Source organism: Psychroserpens sp. XS_ASV72 (assembly GCF_041224425.1).
GTDB lineage: Bacteria > Bacteroidota > Bacteroidia > Flavobacteriales > Flavobacteriaceae > Psychroserpens.
Genome location: NZ_JBGFGL010000051.1, coordinates 1 through 1,066, shown reverse-complemented (window position 1 = coordinate 1,066; position 1,066 = coordinate 1). Strand labels below are relative to the sequence as shown.

Below are 1,066 nucleotides of genomic sequence, written 5' to 3'. Positions count from 1 at the left end.
AGCCTCGTTGTCCGTGTCGGAACATTCGACCACCGTATTTTCCACCGTACAAGCGGAAAGGTCAGGGGCTATGGTGTCCACTACGGATATGGTCTGGTCAAGTGACACTGAGTTTCCGCATTCATCGGTAGCGGTCCAAGTCCTAGTGATGGTCTCGGTGTTTCCGCAGGCAGCAACAGAGCTATCTGAGAAGGTCACGGTCACATTGCCACATGTATCGGTAGCGGTTGCCGTTCCGGTAGCTGCAGGATCGGTACTTTCGGTACATTCCATGGTTGCATCGCTAGGCAGTGTAAGTATTGGCGCTGTGGTATCCTCAACGGTAATGGTCTGGTCCAGAGATGCGGAGTTCCCGCATTCATCGGTAGCGGTCCAAGTTCTTGTAATCGTTTCGGTATTTCCACAACCAGGAACTGAAGCATCGGAATAAGTTACGGTCACGTTACCACAGGTATCTGTAGCCGTAGCCGTTCCAGTAGCAGCAGGATCAGTACTTTCTGTACATTCAACGGTTGCATCGCTAGGCAATGTAAGCACTGGCGCTGTGTTGTCTTCCACAGAGATTGTCTGTGTTTCTGAAGTCGCGTTTCCACAGTCATCAGTAGCGGTCCAAGTTCTTGTAATCGTTTCGGTATTTCCACAACCAGGAATTGAAGCATCAGAATAAGTTACGGTCACGTTACCACAAGTATCTGTAGCCGTAGCCGTTCCAGTAGCAGCAGGATCAGTGCTTTCTGTACATTCCACGGTTACATCGCTAGGCAATGTAAGTATTGGCGCTGTGTTGTCTTCCACAGAGATTGTTTGTGTTTCTGAAGTCGAGTTTCCACACTCATCAGTAGCGGTCCAAGTTCTTGTGATGGTTTCGGTGTTACCACAATCAGGAACTGAAGCATCGGAATAAGTTACGGTCACGTTACCACAAGTATCTGTAGCCGTAGCCGTTCCAGTAGCAGCAGGATCGGTACTTTCTGTACATTCTACAGTTGCATCAGTAGGAACCGTAAGATTTGGAGGAGTGGTATCTTCAACAGTGATTATTTGATCATCAGATGTTGAATTTCCA

General features: G+C 48.3%; 1 pseudogene. It reads right to left on the bottom strand.

The annotated features are described in order from the left end of the window. A pseudogene (locus AB9K26_RS00675) lies at positions 1-1,066 on the bottom strand (gliding motility-associated C-terminal domain-containing protein); the annotation flags it as partial.